This window comes from Halorhabdus sp. CUG00001 (assembly GCF_009797925.1).
Classification (GTDB): Archaea; Halobacteriota; Halobacteria; order Halobacteriales; family Haloarculaceae; genus Halorhabdus.
This window is the reverse complement of the sequence record NZ_VOLB01000001.1, coordinates 1,370,176-1,386,358: the sequence shown is the minus strand read 5'-3', so window position 1 is coordinate 1,386,358 and position 16,183 is coordinate 1,370,176. Positions and strand designations below refer to the sequence as shown.

Here is a 16,183-nt window from a genome sequence, read left to right as displayed (position 1 = left end):
ACGGCCACCGCGAGCCGGCCTTCCGTTACGCCAGCAGGAACAGGATGAAGCTGAGTGCCATCACTGCGAGGATGAACGCCCCCGCCATCGCACCACCCAGCGAGACGACCGCGTTCGCGGTGCTGGCCAGTGTTTCGGTTCGGTCGTTACCAAAGACCGTTACTTCGGCCTGTTCGCTCTCCATCCCGGCCTCGACCGGTTCGAGATCGTCGATGGCCTCGGCGACGAGGTTGTCAATCAATTCGAGTACCTTCGCTTTCTCGATCGCGTCGCCGACCTGGTTTTCGGCCTCGACAGTGTTGACGATGTGTGTGTCCGACGTCATCACTTCAAGGAGATCCACCGAGTCGATCGTCTCGACGATCTCCTCACGCAGCCCGGGCTCCATGTTGTTCCCGTCGATCAGGACGTAGGCCGTCGTCTGTCCGTCGACGTCGATGACCGCGACGCGAGCGCCGAGTGGACCGATCCCGTCTTGGGGTTCCCAGGGGGTTTCGTCCCAGGCTGTGCCAAGCCGGAGCGGCCCCTGGTCGGCGGCTGCGAGCCGTTCGCCCAGCCGATCGGCCCCGTGGATCAACTCGAAGGAGCGCTCGCCGCCGGGGACGACGTGGCCAAGGTTGGGGCCTTCGAGACCGTTGTTGCAGTTGTGGGCGTCGGCGAGCATCACGTCTTCGAGGTGGCCGGCTCGCGCTTCCGCCCGGGCGGACAGGCCCACCGCGTACTCGATGTCGTCGGCGAAAGCGGGCGAGAACGTGACCGTTGTAAAGGCATCGTCACCGAACGCATGCCCGGTCAGCGTGGCTTCCCCTTCCTGGAGGCGCTGGCCCTGGGTCGCCGTCTCGCTGTATTCGATCCGATCGTGGGCTGTTGTCGCCGCTTCCAGAATCGAGTCGACTTCCCCCTCGGTGACGAGGTTGAAGTCGTGACCGGCGGTTGCGTGTGGCGGAAAGCCCAGACCGTCGGCCTCGTTCGCGATTCGCTCTGGGAGGTTTCCGCCACCGATATCACCCATTGGCCCAGGGTGAATCATCGGGAGGACGAACCGCGCTTTCTCGTCTCCATCGGGCCGACGGAACGAAAGTACCGTCACCGGGACGAGCGCGTCTTCTCCGATTTCCTCGAAGAAGCTTTCGAGTTCCTGGGACCCCTCCGCGATATGGCCGATAAACCCCTGCAAGAAATCCAGCGCGCTGACGCCCAGGCTTCGCCGCCAGGGCTGATCGATAACCACGAGGAACAGCCACACGGCGAACCCATAGAACCCACAGAGCAGCCCCAGTAGCACGAAGTCACTGGGGAGGACGACCAGCAGCTCCGGGGGTGCCTGCTCCGGCCGTGAGAGGAACGACCTGGCGAGCGGGCCACCGACTTCGAGATAGCGCATCGTCCCGCTGTAGACGAACAACAGAGCGGCCGCCACGACGGTCTGGATGCTGGCAGGAACCATCGCCACCAGGAGGCGGTGGCGCGAGACCGCCATGACGATCAACAGGCGCACGGCGAAGACCGCCGCTAGCGCGAACAGCAGCGCGTCGAAGACGAAGATCTGTCCTAGCGGAGTCAGGACGGTCGCGATGCTCGCGGCCGTCAAAATGGCTATCACGAGCAACTCACAGCCGAGGGCGAGCAGTGACGCCCGATTGGGTGTCAGTTGGCCACCGAACGCCCGATCGATGTAGGGCGTAAAGACGCCGGCGGCCAGCGTCGGAAGTCCGATGTAGAACACTCCTTCCCAGGCGTTTTCGAGGAGGTATCGCGAATCGAAGGCCGCGAGTCCAGCGATGGCGGCCAGTAGCAGCGCGAAGCTGATACTCGAGTACCACCGCGGCGCGCGAAAGATATAGCGGGAGAGCTGGGCGAGATCACCCTGCGTTGCCGTCATTGCTACGAGTGGGATGCCCGATCCGCTTAAAAGTATCTACCCGTGTACGCCACTTGTGTCTGTCTCACTCACACAGGGCCAGGAAATTCTCGAAGACTTCCTGGCCGCGTTCGGTGTGTGCGACCTCGGGGTGCCACTGGACGCCGTACAGATCGCGGTCCGTGTCGCTCATCGCTTCGACGCCACAGACTCCAGAGGTAGCCGTCCGCTCAAAACCAGTCGGCACGTCTTTGACCTCGTCAGCGTGGCTGGCCCACACGCGTGTTTCCGGCGCGAGTGACCCGACAAGTGGGTCCGCGTCGTCGAGAATCTCGACCGTGACGTCGGCGTAGCCACCGTATTCGCCCGAGTCGACACGGCCATCGAGTTCGCTCGCCAGAATCTGCATACCGAGACAGATCCCGAAGATCGGCACGTCGAGATCCAGATAGGCCGGGCAGTTGCCGATACGATCCATCGACGGGCCACCCGAGAGCACGAGACCGTCACCGTCGATCTCTTCGGGTGGGGTCGTATTGTCCACGAGATCGACTTCGACGCCCAGATCGCGCAGGGCACGCTGTTCGAGATGCGTAAACTGGCCGTGATTGTCGATGACGTCGATGCGAGTCATGGGGAGCGATAGCGCCCTTCCGGATAAATATCCCCGGAAACATCTCTGAGAGGGCCACCGAGAAGCGAGCGCCACGGCTCTTGTCCGTCCGATCGCTGTTGGATCTCGTGGGTGCTATCGGTTTCTCGGGGTCGGGACTGCTCGGCGCAAACAGAGCGTCACGGTCGATCCGTCTTCGCTACGGTCCAAGTCGAGCCGACCGTTGTAGCTTTCGACGATCCAATTGGCGAGCCACAGTCCAAGCCCCTGGCTGTGTTGTAAGGGCGTCTCGGTCCCGTTTTTGAGCGTATCGAAATCTGTGGCCGGGAGGTGATTGTCCGGATCGACAATCTTGATCGCCGTCCAGCCGGGATCGCCGTGTTCGATCGTGACGAGCAGATCGGCACCCGGTTGGCCGTTGCCGATGGCCGTTTCGAACACGTTTTCGATAGCCGTTTCGAGCATCCAGTCGCCCTCGACCCAGGTCTGGTCGGGCATATCCGTCTCGATGGTGACGTCATCGTGGGCTTGTTCGATCGCGATCACGCGCCGCGAGACGAACGCCGCTGCGTCGACCGGGTGTCGCTGGCGATTTTCTCCCGTTACTGCCAGTTCTATCTCCTGGGCCTTCTCCGAAAGTATCATCACGTCGTCTATTTTCCGGCGGATCGCCCGTACCGGCTCAGAGGACTGTTTCGACTCGTTCCCGTCGAGCTGGTCGAGATGGCCCAGAATAACGGTCATATCGTTGCGCAGATTGTGTCGCAACGCTCGGGAGAGCACTTCCGTACTTTGGGTGAGTGTCGTCGTCGAACGGTCGTACTCCCGGACGATCCCGAGGGCGGCACCACTGGCACCGCCGATGGCGATGGAACTCGCCAGAATCGCCGACTCGGGGGACCCGAACCGAACGAACCCATCCACCTGCAGGACGACCAGATTTGCTAACGTCAACACGCCGATTCCCAGTCCCGCGTGCGTCGCAACCCGCCAGATCTGCTCGCCGTGCATGTGACACTGGTCGAGCCAGTAGCCGGCAGTTGCGAGGACGAGTGCTGCCAGCAGCCCCATCCCACCCACGATCAAGATGGGCGGACTCGACCCAGCCACATTCAGCGTCGGGACGAACAGCGCGCTCAGCACGATTCCGGTCGCCATCACGTAATTGACGCCGAGCACCTGTTTCGTCACGACCATTCGTTCGCAATAGTGCGATTTATGTCACGTTCACTTATGAGTACGCGTCCGATTATCTCGATTGAAAACGAGGGTGGGTGACAGCCTGAATCCGGTGGCGTTCACTCGCGCTCCCGTCGGTCGGCGGCCGTCTCGAAAGTCAGTTGGGCTTGTTCACGACTCCGCCGTCGCTCGCGGGCGGCGATTGCATTCGGGTCGGGATTCGCAGGATCGTCGACACTCGCCCAGGAGTTGTGGATCTTGGCGTGACACCACCGGCAGAGATAGATCGTGATCTCGTGGCTCGGCCGCTGGGTATCACCCTCAGAGGGGGCCTGCGTGTCGCTGGCGGCCGTCGAACCACCGGCGTTGCTGTCTCGATTGGCATACGAGAGGTGATGTTCTTCCAGCAGCGGGCGCTCGTCGTCGTGGGCCGACCGCCGGGCTTCGAGGCCACACCGCGCACACTCGCGTGCGTGATCGCGCGATCGCATGTGTGGACAGTCTTTCCAGGTCCAGGGGCCAGTGAGCCCGTCGTCGAGCGGATCGCCGACGACTGGGCACCGGAAGTCTTGGCCACTCAACCCGTCGGCAAACGGTGGGTCTCGGTCACCGTGTTCGGCCGCGAACCGACAGCGCCCCTCTTCGGTACAGTAGTCACAGCGGTCGAGGAACGCATATGGATCGTCGACGCCGACGGTCGTCCCTGCGTCGGTCTTCTCCATCCTGCAGTTCGTAGGGCTCGGCTCGACAAAAACGTCCGTGTGGTGCGTCTCGAATGTCCGTCTCAGAGGAGTTCCGTCCTGTAGATCTTCCACTCGCCGTCCTCAGTCCGCAGCTCGATGGTTTGTGTCGTCGATTGGCTTTGCCCGGACGCTGACTCCGTTGCCGTGAGCGTTACTTCGACGGTGGCGCTCGTCTCGGTCTCGCTTTCGAGTTGGGCCTCGTCGACACTGATTTCGATCGATTCGAACTGCTGGATCGCGTAATCCGGAACCTCACTGATCGGGGTGTTGCGGTGTAACAGCTCGCTGGCTTTCTCGGCGTTGCCGGCGTCTAAGGCGTTGATGAACGACTTGGTGGCCCCGACCGGTCCACCGCCCCCGAGGAATTGATCGTACGCCAGCCATCCGCCCCCGAGCAGCGCAGCGAGGCCGCCCCCGTACGCGAGCAGATTTCGCCGCCGGATGCCATCGTCTTGCCCCCCTGCTCGTGGCTGTTGTGGCGGTCTGCGCCCTTGTCCTTGTCGTGGTTGCTGGGCGCGCTGTCCCTGCTGCTGTGGTGGCTGCTGGGCGGGCCGGCCCTGATCCTGCGGTGGTTGGCCTCGTTGTGGTGGCTGACCCTGCGGTGGTTGGCCTTGGGATGGCTGCCCGCCTTGGGGTTGACCTTGTGGTGGTTGGCCTTGGGGTGGTTGCCCGCTCTGGGGTTGACCTTGTGGTGGTTGGCCTTGGGGTGGTTGCCCGCTCTGGGGTTGGTCCTGCGGTGGTTGGCCTTGGGGTGGTTGCCCGCTCTGGGGTTGGTCCTGCGGTGGTTGGCCTTGGGGTGGTTGCCCGCCTTGGGGTTGGCCCTGTGGTGGTTGCCCTTGAGGTGGCTGCCCGCCTTGGGGTTGGCCCTGTGGTGGTTGATCCTGTGGCGCCTGGTCCGCTGATTGGGTATCCGCCCCGCTTGGCCCGGAACGCAGGACGGTTCCACAGGCGTGACAGGTCTCTTGCTGTTGTTCGACTTCGGTCCCGCACTCCTGGCAATACGGCATCGATATGCCACGCTCACGGCCCTCTCACTAAAATTTTCGCTCTTTGTCTCTCTCCGGTTGCTTCCAAACCATTATTTTCGGGCGCACAGACGAGCCAGTATGCGCGTCGTCCACGACCCGAGCGACGGGACCGAGCGTCGAACGCTCGCGACGGATGTCCACGTCGCCGATGGTTTCTGGGCGAAGTTCCGTGGACTCCGGGGCCGTTCCTCGATCCCAGCGGACTTCGCTCTCGTCTTTCCTTTCGAGGCCGTCGGCCGCCGAGATATCGATATGGTGTTCGTCCGCACGCCGATCGACGTCGTGTGGGTCCGCGATGGCGACGTCCAGCAGGTATCGACGCTCCGGTCTTGGATCGGCTTCGGGCTGGCGAAAGCCGACTGCGTGATCGAGCTTCCCCCTGGCGGGGCCGACGACGTCGAGGTGGGCGATCGTGTTGTCCTCGAAGACGACAACGCCTGATCGTTTTTCGTCACCGCGCTCTTCTGGACTCGATCCGTGCCGGGACCAGTATCTTCATGAACGTCGAGCACATTCCCTCGGGTACAATGTCGGATCCATCCCCGACGATCGAGGATAGAGGAAGTCGCCCCACGGCGGCTGGGCGCGAAATTCTCCCCCAGTAGTGAGGACCGAATTTTGCCAGGATTGTTCGGCGAGCACCCCGCGACCGAGCCACTCGAATCGCTCTCGGACGTGGCGTTGCTCGATACGACGCTCCGTGACGGTGAACAGGCTCCAGGGGTATCGCTGTCCCCTGAGGAAAAAGCACGCATCGCCCGCGAACTCGATGCCGCCGGGATCGACGTGATCGAGGCCGGCAGTGCCGTCACCGGCCCCGGCGAACGCGAGACGATCCGCCGCGTCACGTCGATGGATCTGGACGCGACGATCACCAGCTTCGCCCGGAACGTCCGCGGGGACATCGACCTCGCCGTCGAGACCGGTGTCGACGGCGTCCACCTGGTCGTCCCGGCCAGTGACCGCCATATCGAGGGCAAGCTCTCGACGACCCGCGAGGATGTGATCGCCGACACCGCCGAGTTGGTCGAATACGCCGTCGATCACGACCTCTGGGTCGAGGTGATCGGCGAGGACGGCTCCCGGGCCGATCTGGATTTCCTTGAAGAACTCATGGCCGCGGCCCTCGATGCCGGCGCTGATCGGGTTTGCTACGCCGACACAGTTGGTCACGCCACGCCCGATCGCACGCTCGATGCGGTCTCGCGGCTCGCGGCTCTCGGGCCGACGAGCACTCACACCCACGACGACCTCGGGCTGGCGGTCACCAACGCCCTGGTCTCGCTTGCGGCCGGTGCCGATCTCGTCCACGGGACCATCAACGGCATCGGCGAGCGAGCCGGCAACGTCGCCTTAGAAGAGGTCGCCATCGCCTTAGAGCACGGTTACGGTGTCGAGACGATGGACCTCGACCGGGTGTACGATCTCGCCCAGCTCATCGCCAACAAGACCGGTATCCCGCTGGCTCCGAACAAGGCCGTCGTCGGCGAGAACGCCTTCACCCACGAGAGTGGCATCCACACGGACGGCACGCTCAAAGACGAGTCGATGTACGAGCCCTACCCACCCGAGAAGGTGGGCCGGGAGCGACGGCTTGCGCTTGGTAAACACGCCGGGCGGGCCGGTGTCGAGGCCGCCCTCGCCGAGCACGGGATCGAAGTCGTCGATGCGGAACTCGACGCCATCTTCGAGCGCGTCAAGGAACTCGGCGAGCGTGACAAGCGCGTCACTGATGCCGACCTGCTGGCCATCGCCGAGGACGTCCAGGACCGTGATCGCGAGCGCCGTGTCAGAGTCGAGGACCTGACGACTATCGCCGGAAGTGGCACACCGACCGCGAGCGTCAACGTCGTCATCGACGGCGTCGAGCGGACCGAGGCCGCGGTCGGCGACGGCCCCGTCGACGCGGCGATGAACGCCGTCGAGGACGCGCTGGGCCGTGCCGTCGACTGGAACCTCGATTCCTACCACGTCGATGCCATCACCGGCCGGACGGACGCTCTCGTCACCGTCGAGGTCGAGATGTCGCGGGGCGATCGCTCGGTGACGGTTGCACGCAGCGACGCCGACATCACTCGGGCCTCCGTCGAGGCGATGGTCGATGCGATCGACCGGCTGGTCGAACCAGAAACTGAACCGCTCGTGGCTGACGACTGATCGGCGCCCAGTCCCGCGCCAGTGCGAGACTACGCAGGATATCGCTGTCGCTTGGCCACCAGCGCTCCCGATACCGCTTACCCCTGTCCGGATGGCGCTGCCGGCGCAGTCGTTTCCGCGATGGCCTCGACACAATTGATCTCGAAGCGTGCGCCCCCCGACTCGCTTTCGACAGCCTGGATCGACCAGCCGTGGGCGTCGACGATGTTTCGGACGATAGCGAGACCGAATCCGGTCCCGTCGGTACTCGTGGTGTAGCCGCTTTGAAACACCGCTTGGCGTTGGTCGGCCGGGATGCCCGGCCCGTCGTCTGCGACGAACAAGCCATCTGAACGTGTCCCAACGCGAACGTGGACGTCCTCTCCGGCGTGGTCGATCGCGTTCCGATAGAGGTTCTCGAACAACTGCCTGAGCCGGTTCCGGTCGGCATCGATGGTATCCGTCTCTCGTATGTCGAGTGTCGCTTGGGCCGTTTCGACGGTCTCCCAGGCGTCGGTTGCGACCGTCTCGAGATCTACTTGGTCCGTTTCGGCGACGGTTTGGCCCTGCTTTGCAAGCCTGAGTAGATCGTCAATGAGTGTCTCCATCCGCTCGTGGGCACTTTCGACGCGCTGGAAGTATGCTTCTTCTCTCTCTGTCCGCGCCAGTTCGAGGTTGCCCGCCGCGACGTTGAGTGGGTTTCGGAGGTCGTGGCTGATCGCACTCGCAAAGGCCTCGAGGTGTTCGTTCGCGCGTTCGAGTTCCTGTTCCCGTTGGTGTCGCTCGGTCACGTCACGCGTGTGTACGACGATCCCCTGGACGAATGGGTTCTCGGTGAGGTCCTGACCGACCGACTCGACGACGCGAACGGTCCCGTCGGCGTCTTCGACCCGACACTCGAACCGGACGGTTCCGGTATCGACGCCGATATCGGCAAAGGCGGTTTTGACTCGGGCGCGGTCGTCCGGATGCACGTATTCGAGTGGTGATTGGCCACGGAGTGTCTCCGGCTCGCGTCCGAGGATGCGCTTGACCGACGGGCTGACGTATGCCAGTGTTCCCTCCTGATCGACGACCGTGATGATATCCGACGCGTTCTCGATGAGTGCCTGGTAGCGTTTCTCGATGCGTCGATTGTCGGTGACGTCACGGATCGTCAGCAGCCGTCCGAGAGAACCGTCGTCCCGGAGCGGGGTGAGATGAGCCGTATAGAAGCGTTGTCCGTCGTCGGTCTCGACGACGATATCGTCGTGGGTCCGACTCTCGGGATCGCGAGATTCGAACAACTGTGACAACTCTGGCAGTGCCGTCGTCGCTTGCGTGCCGATCACATCGTCACCAGCTAACGTCCGGGCGGTTGCGTTCAGATCGACGATCCGATCGTGCTCGTCGAGCACGACGAATCCATCACGCATCTTCTCGATAACGGTCGCCCGCCCGACTGGAACGACGTCCAACAATCGAAAGCGGAAGATGGCATACCCAAGCGCCAGCCCCGCAATCGTCAATCCCGTCGGCATCGTGAACAGCACGTCCCACGGTTGCCCACTCCCGGCGAAGATGTTCGTCGCGAGTGGGGCCAGGACGCCGATGGTCAGCGCGACCGACTGGCGACGATAGAGCCGATCGGAGGTCAGGACCATCCACAGAAACAGACCGATGCTTGCCAGTACCAGCGTATAGGAGTACGCCAGGTGGAGATAGTGATACAGGCCGAAGGTGTACTCCAGAGACACCGTGCCGTCCATGGCCGTCGCCACGGTCGTCTCGGCCCACATGAGGCCGTGCCAGCGATTACTCGCCGTCACCAACAGGGTCATGATCGGCTCGACGGCGAGCAGTGTGACTGTCTCCCGGGTGAGCCAATTTTCTCGGCCCGTATACGACACTGCGAGTGCGAACCACGCGCTGGGAACGAGCACGATGGCGACCTGTTCGAGGTGGAGCCACAGTCTCATCCCGTCGGCGGTCGGTGCGATATACCCCAATCCCGCTGTGAGTGCCCATCCTGTCGTCCCGAGCATCAACACGCCGAACGCCGCGAGTGTCTTGCTTGGGCGCCGATGCCAGCGGACGACGAACGTGTATATCGCCAGCAGAAGCGAGATGCTGGCGGCAGCAAGCGCGACGATGATGCGGAGTTCCTGCATACTCTCCCTCTCTTTGCGGTGCTCGTTCCTCCCACAGCACGATCCAGGCCGACTGATCGCCGCGAGCAGACCTGCATGGCTCTCTGCCGTCGCCGCTTTCGGATCCGTCCTGCACAGAAAACCACTGTGGTCTTTTTCAGCGTCCGTCTTCGTCCCAAGGGGACGGCTGACTGAAAGGTTTCGATACAGATCACTGCGTTTAGATGCGTCACTGGCCTAGCCCGTGCGTGATGGCCTGGTGGATCCTCTTCGTGGCTGGCCTCTTCGAAATCGCTTGGGCGATCGGGCTCGAATACTCAGATGGGCTCTCGAAGCCGTTGCCGACCATTGGGACGGCTGTCGCGCTCGTGATCAGTATGCTCCTTCTGGCTCAGGCCGTCAAAGAACTCCCGGTGGGGACTGCTTATGCCGTCTGGACCGGAATCGGAGCCGTCGGGACGGCTTCTCTCGGCATCGTGCTTTTCGACGAACCAGCCACGCTCGCACGCATTTTCTTTATTGGGACGATCGTCGTCGGCATCGTCGGTCTGCATCTCGTCTCCGGCGGGTCCTGACCGCGTTCGGCCGCCGTCGTCAGTCGCTTGCGGGCCGCTTGCCGTCGAGAATCGCCGGTAACTCTGTGAGGCCGTCGATCTCGAATTCCGGTGTGACCGATAGCTCCTCGCCTTCACGGTGGGGCCGGCGGACGAACGCCGCGTCGATGCCAGCTGCGTGGGCTGCCTCGACGTCGGTTTCGCTGTCGCCGACGTACAGCGCGTCCGTGGTCCCGACGTCCGAGAGGGCCTGCTCCAGATAGTAGGGGGCGGGCTTTTTGCGCCGGAGGCTCTCGACGGTCGGTGCCCGGCCGTAGATCGTCTCGAAGTGGTCCTCGAGGTCGAAGGTTTGCAGCCCGAACTCCACGGTCGCCTGCTGGTTCGAACTCACGACGCCCATCGGTCGCTCCACTGCGTCTATTACCCCGATATCGTCGTAGACGCCTTTCTCCCCGTTGCGGATGGCCTCTTGCTGGCGACGGGCCATCAACTCGTCGCGCTCGTGCCAGAACCGGTCGGGATCGAGCCCGTACTGATCGCAGACGGCCTGCAGCTTCGGGACAGTCACGCCGATGCTCATCGCCTCGACGTGCTCGTCGGCAGGATCGTCGACACCCACGTGCCGGAACGTGTCGCGGGCGGCGCGCCGGTGGAGAGCCATCTCGGTCAGTTCCACCAGCACACCGTCGTTGTCGAAGACGATGGCCTCGTACATGGCCGAAGTACGGGACTGGGCCGTAGAGAACGTTCCGGTCACGGGAGTGCCCAGTGGCCGATCAGTGACGGAATGGACGCCACGCTCTTGTGGCCCCTCTCCGGAGTAGCGGGCATGATCGAAGACGGCGCGATGGCACCGGACTTCTCACTGCCGGGCATCGTCGACGGCGAGCCCGAGTACTACAACCTGCTTGATCCTCTCCAGGCAGGTTCGGCGGCACTCTTGTTGTGGTATCCAGTCGATTTCGTCCCGACGATTACGCCGGATCTGGTCGCGGCCGGCGAGTGGCTCGACAGAGACGATCTGGTCGTCTGGGGGATCTCCTCGGATAGCCTCTTTGCCCACGAGGAGTACGCCGCAACTCGCGAGATTGACATTCCACTTTTGTCGGACCTGCACGTGTCGATCGCCGATGCCTACGACGTCGTCGCCGAGGACGTCCGCGGACACGCCGGCGTTCCCGAACGGGCGGTCTTCGTGGTCGATCCCGACTGGACGGTCCGGTATGCCTGGCACAGCGAGGACCCACTCTCGGAACCCGCACACTCGCCGTTCGTCGGTGCGGCCGAGACGCTCTCGACGGTGCTCGCCGAGCCGTTCGAAGCACCTCCCGTTTCGTATCAGTGAGACGGGCGTCCGAAGGCAACGATACCGAGAGCTATGTACCGAACATAGCAATCTACTCCTTTGGGGAAGTCCTGTGGCTACTCGATGACAGAAGACGTAACCAAGCTGGCGTTTGTCTGCGTCCAGAACGCGGGTCGCAGCCAGATGTCGACGGCCTTTGCCGAACGCGAGCGCGAGCGCCGCGGGCTCGAAGACGAGGTAGAAATCGTCACCGGCGGGACCGACCCAGCTGAGGCGGTCCACGATGCAGTTATCGAGACGATGGCCGACGTCGGCGTCGACCTGTCTGATCGGGTCCCACGGGCGGTCTCGACCGCCCAACTCAACGAGTGTGACGTCGTAGCGACGATGGGCTGTTCGACGCTCGAACTCGATGCCGACGTCGAGGTTCGTGATTGGGCGTTGCCCGACCCCGACGGTGAAGATCCCGAGACTGTTCGTGACATCCGCCAGCAGGTTGCGAACAACGTCCGCGAGCTGTTCGAGGAACTGTTCGGGCCAGCCGAGTAGGCCACTTGCCGAGTGCTCTCACGGTGCTGCCCAGTCATGGTCGAGAGCCGGCTTCGACTCTCCGTCGTTTCGGTAGAAACGCATATCACGACACCTCGTGATGATCCGGCAATGTCGCTGTTCCCGACCGAGATGGAGAGCGAGCGCCTTCGGTACGAGCGCCTCCACCCCGACAATATCGACCCCTTCGAACTGTACGAACACGTCAAAGAGGGTGCGCCGGCGATCGACGAGATCACCGAGTACGTCACCTGGGATCCCTATTCGAACCCGAAGGAGGCCGTCGAGTGGGTCGAGACCTGCGGGACGGATTTCGAGAACGGTGAGGGCGCTACCTACGTTGTCCGACCGAACTCGGGAGAACGGGCAGGTTCGTTTGCCGGCCTCGCTGGCCTCGGGGTCGAGTGGGATCAGCAGCGAGCGACGCTTGGCACCTGGTTCCGCAAACCCTTCTGGGGGCAGGGCTACTCCGGGGAACGAGCCGCGCGATTCTGTCTGTTACAGCATCTCGAAAGTGAGTGGGACACAAACCGGGAGTGAGCGGTGCGCTGGAGGGGCTCACTCGAACTGTTCGATCACGTCGATAACCTCTTTGCCACACTCGCTTGGCTGGTAGGTCACGTAGTTCCCGTCCCGGTCTGTCGTCACCAGGCCTGCGTCCTTGAGTACCTTGAGGTGATACGAGAGCTTCGAGTAGTCGACCTCAAACAGTGCGACCAGATCACAGACACACAGCGCTGACTCCCCGAGTAGCCGCATAACGAGTAGCCGCCGCTCGTCGGACAGTGCTTCGAAGATATCCAGCGTGCCACCGGGGTCGCTGCCGTCGAGGATCGCTTCGAGCCGCGCCATCGTTTCGGGCTCGACCCGGTAGTCGGTAGATTGTGCGGCCATTTCTTTGCACTCGCGTACGGGACCCAGACACAAATCAGTATCTGCGTCTTCGCCCACGAGACCAGTCAAACCATCCCCGGTCAGCAATCTACACTGGGCTGCAGTCGGGACGCCCATCGTGAGTGACGCCGTGGTGTGTCCGCCTGATGTTGGTCGATCCCAGACTAGCTCCGAGTGATTCTGTGATTCCGACAGCGCCCTGCTTTCGGTCGATGCCGTTCAGAAGTCGAACTCGTCGGGCTCGTCGGACTCGTCAGGTTCGAGGTCTGGGGAAAACTCCGCGGGTTCGTCGATGTCCAGGTCCGGCTCGTCGTCCGGCTCGAACGCTTCCGGGGGCTGGCCGGCCTGTTCGACCACTTCGTCGGACACGATGATCGGACAGTCTTCCCGGAGGGCGATGGCGATGCCGTCGCTGGGACGGGCATCGAAGACTGCACTCTTACGAGACCCCTCGACGTACTGTTCGGCATCGATCTTCGCGTAGAAGGTCCCTTCTGAGAGATCGTCGATGCGGACACGATCGATCGCCGCGCCGAACTCCGAGATCATCTCGATGAGGAGGTCGTGCGTCAGCGGCCGTTCGAACGGTTCGTTTTCGATAGCCAGTTGCATCGATTGGGCCTGATCGCCGCTCACGAAGATCGGGACCAGTTGCTCGCGCGCTCTCAACAACACCACTGGCGCCCCCGCCCCGTCCTCTCCGACGCCGACGCCGACCCCCTCGATCGTCGCTTCGTGTTCCATGCCGCGAAATTGGACATGACGCCTGAAAAGTACTCCCCCGCCGCTCGGTTCCGGGGCCGTCGTCCTTTTGCTCGCCCGTCCCGTAGCGTAGCTGTGACCGCGCCACCCGTGGACCGAGAGTTCGACCGTCGACAGGCCCTCAAAGCGGTGATCCCGTTTTTAACACTTGGCCTCGCGGATCTCCTCTTGTTGCTCGGGTGGGGACTCGATCCGCTGTGGGGCTTTATGATTCTGCCGCCAATTCTGTTCATCTCAGTCCTCGCCTGGATCGGCTTCCGGACGGGATTTATCAGCGATCGTGCCGAGGGACATACCCTCGAGGATCGCGGCTGAGCTACGACGAGAAGAGTTCGTCAACTGCGCCACGTGCCGCAAGCGCTGCGTCGTCGACGACAGTTTCGGGATCGGCCTGCCCGTCGGGTGCATCGAGATACACGTCGACTTCGAGTCGGCCGTCTTCGAAGCTGACAGTGATGTCGACGTCTTCGATATTCGAGCGGTCCAGCCGCGAGAACACGACGGTTTCGGCGGCTTCCGCAGCTGTCTCGACGACGGTTTCGGCGTCCGGGTCGTTACCGGTGTTCATGCACCGCCGGCGCCTGGGCCGGGTGCGCCGCCCATCGGACCGCCGCCGCCGGCACCGCCGAGCATCTCCTGGAGCTCGCTCTGTAGTTCCTCGAACTGCTCTTGGACGCGCTCTTCTTGCTTATCGAGCGTCTCGACGCGGACTTCGAGCGTGTCGACTTTCTCCGAGAGGTCTTCCTCGGCCGTCTCGTAGTCGGTCTCGACGAGGAGCTCGCCGACCTCGCGGTACATCCCTGTCTCGGGGTCGATGTCTTCGAGCGTGTCGAAGGCGTTCTGGGCCTCGGTCAGCTGGGTTTCGGCCTGCCCCTTCTGCTGGGCGACTTCCTGGGCCGTCTCCTGGAGGTCCTGCAGTTCTTCGAGCTTCTCTTGTGCTTCAGGTGGTAGATTACCCTGCATACCAACCAAGTCGGGACCCGTACTGAAAAACCCACCTTTCGAGACTCGTCACGGCTCGTTCGATAAGCGGCCGTCTCACGTCCGACTAGCCGCGATACCACCGATTCCGCCACCGATAATCGGATACACGAGACCAACGAGGACGACTCCCGGCACGAGACTCGGCCCGACGGACGCAGTGACTTCGGTCCCCAACTGGCTGATCGACAGCCCCCACTCGGTCAGAAACACACCTCCGATAGCAAGCGACCCGTATCCGAGGACGACCGATGCGCCCGCTTGAAACCCGCTCGCGGCGGTCTGGACGGGAGCTGTCCACGCCACGATGAACCCCGCGATCAACAGGGCGACGATGGGGACGACGAGGAACCACGGTTCCCACAACAGCCCGTTGGTGACCGGCAGGGACCGACTTATCGATTGTCCCGCTGTCGAGAGATCCATCGTAATCTCGACGTTGTGGGCTGCATAGAAGACCCACCCACCGACCTGCCAGGCTTCGGGGAGCGTCACGTCGCTGCTCAATTGACCTATCTGGCCGAGAGTCTGCGTGAGGTCGTTCTGTATCGCTCCCGACTTCGCAAAGAGGATCGCGAGAAACCCGACGAGGTACGCACTCGCCCCGCCGATGATGCCGCCGACGACCGGGATGCCACTGCTTGCCTGTGTCGAGTGACTGTACTGGGCCATGCCACTGGCAACGGCGATTTCTCGGATAAACGTACCGAAGCAGTCCCTGTGCCCATGCAGGTGGCCGTCTGTGGTGGGACCTGAGCAACTGGCAGCTTTCAGATCCCTGCCGCACCTTCGGCGACCTCGACGAGCCCACTCCAGGTCGTCAGCCCAGCACGCAACGCGACCAGATCAGCTGCCTGAATCGTAACGGTCAGTGTCGCCCCCTCTCGCTCGACCAGCGCTTGCGTGCGATCGCCGTCGATCTCGTCGACTTCGAGGGCAATGCTCCGCTCGACGAGGCGAGCGCTATCGGGGTCGTCGTACGCGGCGGTGAGAACTGCCTCGTGGTCCATCCGACGTCCGTCGCTACTCGACGTTGACTTCCTTGACGTCTCGGGTCCGTTCTTTCAGCAAGACGCGGTGCCCGCAGTAGGGACAGCGAACGCCGCCGTATTCGTCGAGTTCGACGTCACGCTTGCAACGCGAGCACTTGTAGGCCATGTTACTCCTCCTCGGTCGCCGTCTCGGCGAGTGCAGCGCGGATCGACCGCTCGGCTGCTCGACCGCCCGGCGTCTGTGGGCTGTAGGCGCCGCCCGTGAACGTGTAGCCACAGTAGCTACATTCCCAGATGCCAGTCCCCTGGCGGGAGACGCGGTCGTTTCCGCACTCGGGACACTCGTGTTCGTCGCGCATGTCTTCCTCGATCTGTGCGACGCGACGCCGAGCGACTCGCCCGTAGCGTGCGCCGAACCGGCCGGCGCTGCCGGTCTCTCCTCGTTCAGCCATAGTA

The 16,183-nt window shown here is 63.1% G+C and carries 21 protein-coding genes and 1 pseudogene; 7 read left to right on the top strand and 15 right to left on the bottom strand.

Translation table 11 applies throughout. The annotated features are described in order from the left end of the window. Nucleotides 1–25 precede the first annotated feature (25 nt). The 5 genes from FR699_RS06910 to FR699_RS13145 all read right to left on the bottom strand — a co-directional run bounded on the left by FR699_RS06910 (nt 26) and on the right by FR699_RS13145 (nt 5,403). Nucleotides 26–1,882, bottom strand: coding sequence for a DUF2070 family protein (locus FR699_RS06910; protein ID WP_154551150.1), 1,857 nt, complete (start codon nt 1,880–1,882; stop codon nt 26–28). Between the two features lie 64 nt (nt 1,883–1,946). Continuing rightward, nucleotides 1,947–2,495: a GMP synthase subunit A gene (locus FR699_RS06905; protein WP_158854918.1), complete on the bottom strand. Its 549-nt coding sequence runs from the start codon at nt 2,493–2,495 to the stop codon at nt 1,947–1,949. A 114-nt stretch (nt 2,496–2,609) separates the two neighbouring features. Then, the gene (locus FR699_RS06900; RefSeq protein WP_158854916.1) at nt 2,610–3,671 is read right to left on the bottom strand and encodes a sensor histidine kinase KdpD; all 1,062 of its coding nucleotides are present in this window, start codon (nt 3,669–3,671) and stop codon (nt 2,610–2,612) included. Between the two features lie 101 nt (nt 3,672–3,772). After that, nucleotides 3,773–4,375, bottom strand: coding sequence for a hypothetical protein (locus FR699_RS06895; protein WP_154551152.1), 603 nt, complete (start codon nt 4,373–4,375; stop codon nt 3,773–3,775). Nucleotides 4,376–4,437: 62 nt separating this feature from the next. Continuing rightward, nucleotides 4,438–5,403, bottom strand: coding sequence for a zinc ribbon domain-containing protein (locus FR699_RS13145; protein WP_199268298.1), 966 nt, complete (start codon nt 5,401–5,403; stop codon nt 4,438–4,440). A 99-nt stretch (nt 5,404–5,502) separates the two neighbouring features. On the opposite strand from FR699_RS13145, the gene FR699_RS06885 reads away from it, so the two are divergent. Continuing rightward, complete coding sequence (locus tag FR699_RS06885; RefSeq protein WP_154551153.1) at nt 5,503–5,865, top strand: DUF192 domain-containing protein; 363 nt, start codon at nt 5,503–5,505, stop codon at nt 5,863–5,865. A 177-nt stretch (nt 5,866–6,042) separates the two neighbouring features. Then, nucleotides 6,043–7,581, top strand: coding sequence for a (R)-citramalate synthase (locus FR699_RS06880; RefSeq protein ID WP_199268297.1), 1,539 nt, complete (start codon nt 6,043–6,045; stop codon nt 7,579–7,581). A 77-nt stretch (nt 7,582–7,658) separates the two neighbouring features. Here the strand turns inward: FR699_RS06880 and FR699_RS06875 are convergent, their stop codons facing one another. Next, nucleotides 7,659–9,710, bottom strand: coding sequence for a histidine kinase N-terminal 7TM domain-containing protein (locus tag FR699_RS06875; protein ID WP_158854914.1), 2,052 nt, complete (start codon nt 9,708–9,710; stop codon nt 7,659–7,661). Between the two features lie 230 nt (nt 9,711–9,940). Between FR699_RS06875 and FR699_RS06870 the strand changes: the two genes are divergently transcribed. Continuing rightward, a complete protein-coding gene (locus FR699_RS06870; protein WP_154551156.1) occupies nt 9,941–10,264 on the top strand; it encodes a multidrug efflux SMR transporter in 324 nt (107 codons plus the stop codon). Between the two features lie 19 nt (nt 10,265–10,283). Here FR699_RS06870 and FR699_RS06865 read toward each other — a convergent pair whose 3' ends face one another. Next, a complete protein-coding gene (locus FR699_RS06865; RefSeq protein ID WP_158854912.1) occupies nt 10,284–10,958 on the bottom strand; it encodes an HAD family hydrolase in 675 nt (224 codons plus the stop codon). A gap of 114 nt (nt 10,959–11,072) precedes the next feature. Between FR699_RS06865 and FR699_RS06860 the strand changes: the two genes are divergently transcribed. The 3 genes and pseudogenes from FR699_RS06860 to FR699_RS06850 form a co-directional block, all read left to right on the top strand. Then, on the top strand, nt 11,073–11,588 hold the full coding sequence (locus FR699_RS06860) for a redoxin domain-containing protein (protein ID WP_158854910.1): 516 nt from the start codon (nt 11,073–11,075) through the stop codon (nt 11,586–11,588). 84 nt (nt 11,589–11,672) lie between these two features. After that, on the top strand, nt 11,673–12,098 hold the full coding sequence (locus FR699_RS06855) for a low molecular weight phosphatase family protein (RefSeq protein ID WP_158854908.1): 426 nt from the start codon (nt 11,673–11,675) through the stop codon (nt 12,096–12,098). A 111-nt stretch (nt 12,099–12,209) separates the two neighbouring features. Then, nucleotides 12,210–12,587 (top strand): annotated as a pseudogene (locus FR699_RS06850) (GNAT family N-acetyltransferase); the annotation flags it as partial. Between the two features lie 69 nt (nt 12,588–12,656). Here the strand turns inward: FR699_RS06850 and FR699_RS06845 are convergent. Together FR699_RS06845 and FR699_RS06840 are read right to left on the bottom strand one after the other, a co-directional pair. After that, nucleotides 12,657–12,992: a helix-turn-helix transcriptional regulator gene (locus FR699_RS06845; protein ID WP_154551159.1), complete on the bottom strand. Its 336-nt coding sequence runs from the start codon at nt 12,990–12,992 to the stop codon at nt 12,657–12,659. Nucleotides 12,993–13,211: 219 nt separating this feature from the next. Next, the gene (locus FR699_RS06840; protein WP_154551160.1) at nt 13,212–13,736 is read right to left on the bottom strand and encodes a bifunctional nuclease family protein; all 525 of its coding nucleotides are present in this window, start codon (nt 13,734–13,736) and stop codon (nt 13,212–13,214) included. 93 nt (nt 13,737–13,829) lie between these two features. Between FR699_RS06840 and FR699_RS06835 the strand changes: the two genes are divergently transcribed. Then, nucleotides 13,830–14,069, top strand: coding sequence for a hypothetical protein (locus tag FR699_RS06835; RefSeq protein ID WP_158854904.1), 240 nt, complete (start codon nt 13,830–13,832; stop codon nt 14,067–14,069). A 1-nt stretch (nt 14,070) separates the two neighbouring features. Here the strand turns inward: FR699_RS06835 and FR699_RS06830 are convergent, their stop codons facing one another. The 6 genes from FR699_RS06830 to FR699_RS06805 form a co-directional block, all read right to left on the bottom strand. After that, entirely contained in the window at nt 14,071–14,322 is a 252-nt protein-coding gene (locus FR699_RS06830) for a DUF3194 domain-containing protein (RefSeq protein ID WP_158854902.1), read from the bottom strand. Further along, the gene (locus FR699_RS06825) at nt 14,319–14,717 is read right to left on the bottom strand and encodes a prefoldin subunit beta (protein ID WP_154551163.1); all 399 of its coding nucleotides are present in this window, start codon (nt 14,715–14,717) and stop codon (nt 14,319–14,321) included. Before FR699_RS06825 ends, FR699_RS06830 begins: the two co-directional genes overlap by 4 nt. 75 nt (nt 14,718–14,792) lie before the next feature. Then, the gene (locus tag FR699_RS06820; RefSeq protein WP_158854900.1) at nt 14,793–15,407 is read right to left on the bottom strand and encodes a hypothetical protein; all 615 of its coding nucleotides are present in this window, start codon (nt 15,405–15,407) and stop codon (nt 14,793–14,795) included. A 98-nt stretch (nt 15,408–15,505) separates the two neighbouring features. Further along, nucleotides 15,506–15,745: a KEOPS complex subunit Pcc1 gene (locus tag FR699_RS06815; RefSeq protein ID WP_154551165.1), complete on the bottom strand. Its 240-nt coding sequence runs from the start codon at nt 15,743–15,745 to the stop codon at nt 15,506–15,508. 13 nt (nt 15,746–15,758) lie between these two features. Beyond that, on the bottom strand, nt 15,759–15,893 hold the full coding sequence (locus tag FR699_RS06810; RefSeq protein ID WP_154551166.1) for a DNA-directed RNA polymerase subunit P: 135 nt from the start codon (nt 15,891–15,893) through the stop codon (nt 15,759–15,761). Between the two features lies 1 nt (nt 15,894). Continuing rightward, nucleotides 15,895–16,179 carry a 50S ribosomal protein L37ae gene (locus tag FR699_RS06805; protein ID WP_154551167.1) on the bottom strand — a complete coding sequence of 95 codons (285 nt, stop codon included), beginning with the start codon at nt 16,177–16,179 and terminating at the stop codon, nt 15,895–15,897. Nucleotides 16,180–16,183 lie beyond the last annotated feature (4 nt).

Excerpts from the sequence above, each read along its gene's own strand:
- FR699_RS06825 (WP_154551163.1), bottom strand. The coding sequence starts at position 14,717 with ATGCAGGGTAATCTACCACCTGAAGCACAAGAGAAGCTCGAAGAACTG.
- FR699_RS06840 (WP_154551160.1), bottom strand. The coding sequence starts at position 13,736 with ATGGAACACGAAGCGACGATCGAGGGGGTCGGCGTCGGCGTCGGAGAG.
- FR699_RS06905 (WP_158854918.1), bottom strand. The coding sequence starts at position 2,495 with ATGACTCGCATCGACGTCATCGACAATCACGGCCAGTTTACGCATCTC.
- FR699_RS06870 (WP_154551156.1), top strand. The coding sequence starts at position 9,941 with ATGGCCTGGTGGATCCTCTTCGTGGCTGGCCTCTTCGAAATCGCTTGG.
- FR699_RS06815 (WP_154551165.1), bottom strand. The coding sequence starts at position 15,745 with ATGGACCACGAGGCAGTTCTCACCGCCGCGTACGACGACCCCGATAGC.
- FR699_RS06830 (WP_158854902.1), bottom strand. The coding sequence starts at position 14,322 with ATGAACACCGGTAACGACCCGGACGCCGAAACCGTCGTCGAGACAGCT.
- FR699_RS06865 (WP_158854912.1), bottom strand. The coding sequence starts at position 10,958 with ATGTACGAGGCCATCGTCTTCGACAACGACGGTGTGCTGGTGGAACTG.
- FR699_RS06910 (WP_154551150.1), bottom strand. The coding sequence starts at position 1,882 with ATGACGGCAACGCAGGGTGATCTCGCCCAGCTCTCCCGCTATATCTTT.
- FR699_RS06875 (WP_158854914.1), bottom strand. The coding sequence starts at position 9,710 with ATGCAGGAACTCCGCATCATCGTCGCGCTTGCTGCCGCCAGCATCTCG.
- FR699_RS06805 (WP_154551167.1), bottom strand. The coding sequence starts at position 16,179 with ATGGCTGAACGAGGAGAGACCGGCAGCGCCGGCCGGTTCGGCGCACGC.
- FR699_RS06855 (WP_158854908.1), top strand. The coding sequence starts at position 11,673 with ATGACAGAAGACGTAACCAAGCTGGCGTTTGTCTGCGTCCAGAACGCG.
- FR699_RS06810 (WP_154551166.1), bottom strand. The coding sequence starts at position 15,893 with ATGGCCTACAAGTGCTCGCGTTGCAAGCGTGACGTCGAACTCGACGAA.
- FR699_RS06900 (WP_158854916.1), bottom strand. The coding sequence starts at position 3,671 with ATGGTCGTGACGAAACAGGTGCTCGGCGTCAATTACGTGATGGCGACC.
- FR699_RS06885 (WP_154551153.1), top strand. The coding sequence starts at position 5,503 with ATGCGCGTCGTCCACGACCCGAGCGACGGGACCGAGCGTCGAACGCTC.
- FR699_RS06845 (WP_154551159.1), bottom strand. The coding sequence starts at position 12,992 with ATGGCCGCACAATCTACCGACTACCGGGTCGAGCCCGAAACGATGGCG.
- FR699_RS06860 (WP_158854910.1), top strand. The coding sequence starts at position 11,073 with ATGATCGAAGACGGCGCGATGGCACCGGACTTCTCACTGCCGGGCATC.
- FR699_RS13145 (WP_199268298.1), bottom strand. The coding sequence starts at position 5,403 with ATGCCGTATTGCCAGGAGTGCGGGACCGAAGTCGAACAACAGCAAGAG.
- FR699_RS06820 (WP_158854900.1), bottom strand. The coding sequence starts at position 15,407 with ATGGCCCAGTACAGTCACTCGACACAGGCAAGCAGTGGCATCCCGGTC.
- FR699_RS06895 (WP_154551152.1), bottom strand. The coding sequence starts at position 4,375 with ATGGAGAAGACCGACGCAGGGACGACCGTCGGCGTCGACGATCCATAT.